Genomic DNA, 2,887 nt, shown 5'->3' on the forward strand with positions numbered 1-2,887 from the left:
ACACGGTACTTCGGGCGACCTTGAAGAGCTCGGCGATCTCTGTGGTGGTGTGTTGTCCTCCCTTATATAGGGAGACGAGGTGGGCTTCCTGGCTTTTGGAGAGTTTGGGCTGTTTGCCACGGAGCCGGCCCTTGGCCTTGGCGACCTGCATGCCTTCGCGGGTGCGGGCACGGATGAGGTCGGATTCGAATTCGGCGACCATGGCTAGGACGTTGAAGAGCAGCCGCCCGACCGGGTCGGTCGGTCGTGCACGGATCCGCCGATGCTCAGCTTCACTTTCTTCTTTGTCAGTTCTTCGACGATGTCGCGGGCGTCGGGCAGGGATCGGGCGAGACGGTCGAGTTTGGTGATGACCAGGGTGTCGCCGGCGCGGACGGCGGCGAGGGCTTCGCGCAGGCCCGGCCGGTCGCGGTTGGTGCCGGTGAGCCCGTGGTCGGTGTAGATCCTGTCGTCGGGCACACCCAGTGCGGCGAGCCCATTTCTTTGGGCGGTGAGTCCTGCTCGTTGGTCGAGACGCGGGCGTAGCCGATGATGTGCGCAGACATGCTCCAACTGTAGCGTTTAGGACACCTTCACCGGGCTTTTTTGCGGGCGGGCTATACGCGAATCCAAGAAGTCAGTGCTTGTATGAAATTTTGGCCGGCGGGGGAGTGGTCCTCAAGTGTCGCGGTGAGGGACCGGCTTACGGGACCGCACTAAAGCCAAACTTTGCAGACCAATGGGCGAGCCATCGGGTCGGGCGGAGCAATTCCTATGATCATGTCGCGGCACGTGTATTTTCTGCATCAGAGATGAACTTAGCGGAGACTCGCATGCCGGAAAAGGACTCAGGTTCGGATTCGCGCTGGAGTAAGCGGCGTCGAGAGCGAGGAGGTGACTGCCCGCATTGGTCAGAACTACCAAAGAATAGATCATAGTGCTCCGACGTCTCCTAGCCGCCGAGCGGGCCTGCACCGCGGGCGCGGGCAGCGGCGATCAGCTCAGTCATGGTGACCGGGAAATCGCTGCTGATCTGCGGGCCGAGTTCCGGGCCGACCTCGTCGGCGCCGGGGCCGGAGATCTCCAACCGGTGGGTGACGCGGGTGCCGCCGCCGCCCACCGGTGTGAGGGTGTGTCGGAAGAGCAGCGTCAGGTCGCCGAAACTGGTGCGGTCGGCGTAGCTGCGTCCTTCGTCGAGCTCAACGATCACCGAGCGCATCGTATCCTGCCCCTGCGGGGTCACCGACACCTCCGTGCCGACCCCGAAGGGGCCGTGCAGCTCGAAGCGGTCGCTGTGCTCGCCCAAGGGGATGCCGCTGTGCAGGTCCCGCAATGCGCCCCAGATCGCGGTCGACTCGACGTCGGTGGTGGCCGTATACTCCGTTGTCCACATAGGTCTAACTCCTTTAGTCGACCTAATAAGCGCGCTCAATATCCCACTGGCGACGGAGTCCGTCAATCTGTCCTGCTGCCTGCACGTGGACCGAGGGCGGACGCTTGCTTGCGGGGTGGGGCTTTGGAACGGGAGGCGCCTTCTGGAACGGCACAACTTGCCGGCCCTCCGGAGGATCTTCCCATACCGAGGGTAGCTCCACCGATAGCGCCTTGGACGATGGTCGTTCGCATGCCCTCGTCCACTGCTGCAAGTCCCGTTGGATCGGTAAAGCTCGCGGGGGTACATTGTGCGCATTCCTAGCGGTTGGCTTCCTGGTTTCAGGGGCCGGGGTGAGTGGAGCGGCCGATTGTGGCGTCGTAATAGCGGGCGCCGGATTTGTTGAGGGCGGTGGCGGCAACCCGCATCGCCTGCTTGCCCGAGTTGACCACCAGCCGTTATGCGGAAGCTTGCGGGAGACTAAACAGGCCTGTACACAACAGAATCGTTGTGCAAGAATTCTGTTGTGGATCGAGGAAGAACTGACACGTTGGTACGCATCTTCGCTGCGCTGGCAGACCCGACAAGGGTGGCAATCGTGCACCAGCTGGCCGGCGCCGACGCCACAGTCAAGGAGCTGACCGAGCAGTTCGACCTGACTCAACAGGCCGTGTCGCGGCACCTGCGGGTGCTCGAGGAAGCCGGCTTGGTGTCGCGGCGCAGACAGGCCCAGGCCCGCCCGGCCAGCCTCGAGATCGACCGACTGGTCGAGGTCCTGACCTGGGTCGACGCTCAGCGCCGGGAGTGGGTCGACCGCCACGACCGACTCAGCCAGCACCTGGCCCGACTGCAGGAGGAACAGCAGTGAGCGAGCACCTGACCGACGAGAACTTCACCGTCCAAGCCGTGCACCACGCACCTCGTGAGCTGGTGTTCGCGGTGATGACCACCCGGGAGCACCTAACCCACTTTTGGGGTCCGCGAGGCACGCACACCCCGCTCGAGAGCATCGTTGTCGACCTGCGGCCGGGCGGCGCGTTTGAGACCACGATGGTCAGCGATCACAGCGGTGACACCTACACGATGCGAGCGGTCTACGTCGATGTCGACCCGCCCCGGTATCTGTCGTGGCGCGAACTGGACTCGGAGGTGTTCACCGAGATCACGTTCGCCGAGCTCAGCGAGCACACGACCCAGGTCGTGACGATACAGCGGGGCCTGCCGCCAGCCATGCGGACCCCCGAGGCCCGCGCCGGCTGGAGCACGGCACTGGAGCGGAACGCGGCCTACATCGCCTCGCTCATGACGAAGGGACCCTCCGCGTGAACACGAGCCCGCGACACCTGCTGCTCGCCGGCGCGGCCGCCGGACCATTCTTCGTTGTCTCCTCCCTGCTGCAAGCCGCACTACGCGCCGGGTTCGATCCCCGCCAGCAGCCGCCGAGCGCGCTCTCACTCGGCGGGGCCGGCTGGATCCAGATGCTGACCTTTGTTCTTGCCGGCGTCGGCTTCACCGCCGGCGCGCTGGGCCTACGCC

The 2,887-nt window shown here is 64.7% G+C and carries 4 protein-coding genes and 1 pseudogene; 3 read left to right on the plus strand and 2 right to left on the minus strand.

Translation table 11 applies throughout. The features are described 5' to 3' along the window. Both AC5RWT_RS36305 and AC5RWT_RS36310 read right to left on the minus strand, forming a co-directional pair. Positions 1-545 (minus strand): annotated as a pseudogene (locus AC5RWT_RS36305) (recombinase family protein); the annotation flags it as partial. Between the two features lie 386 nt (positions 546-931). Beyond that, positions 932-1,372 carry an SRPBCC family protein gene (locus AC5RWT_RS36310; RefSeq protein ID WP_494084451.1) on the minus strand — a complete coding sequence of 147 codons (441 nt, stop codon included), beginning with the start codon at positions 1,370-1,372 and terminating at the stop codon, positions 932-934. Positions 1,373-1,877: 505 nt separating this feature from the next. Between AC5RWT_RS36310 and AC5RWT_RS36315 the strand changes: the two genes are divergently transcribed. The 3 genes from AC5RWT_RS36315 to AC5RWT_RS36325 form a co-directional block, all read left to right on the plus strand. Continuing rightward, on the plus strand, positions 1,878-2,219 hold the full coding sequence (locus AC5RWT_RS36315) for an ArsR/SmtB family transcription factor (protein ID WP_494084452.1): 342 nt from the start codon (positions 1,878-1,880) through the stop codon (positions 2,217-2,219). Next, a complete protein-coding gene (locus AC5RWT_RS36320) occupies positions 2,216-2,677 on the plus strand; it encodes an SRPBCC family protein (protein WP_494084453.1) in 462 nt (153 codons plus the stop codon). Before AC5RWT_RS36315 ends, AC5RWT_RS36320 begins: the two co-directional genes overlap by 4 nt. Then, the coding region (locus AC5RWT_RS36325) for a DUF998 domain-containing protein (RefSeq protein WP_494084454.1) at positions 2,674-2,887 on the plus strand (214 nt) is incomplete at its 3' end. The genes AC5RWT_RS36320 and AC5RWT_RS36325, both read left to right, overlap by 4 nt.

Source organism: Arthrobacter sp. Dra40 (assembly GCF_059091905.1).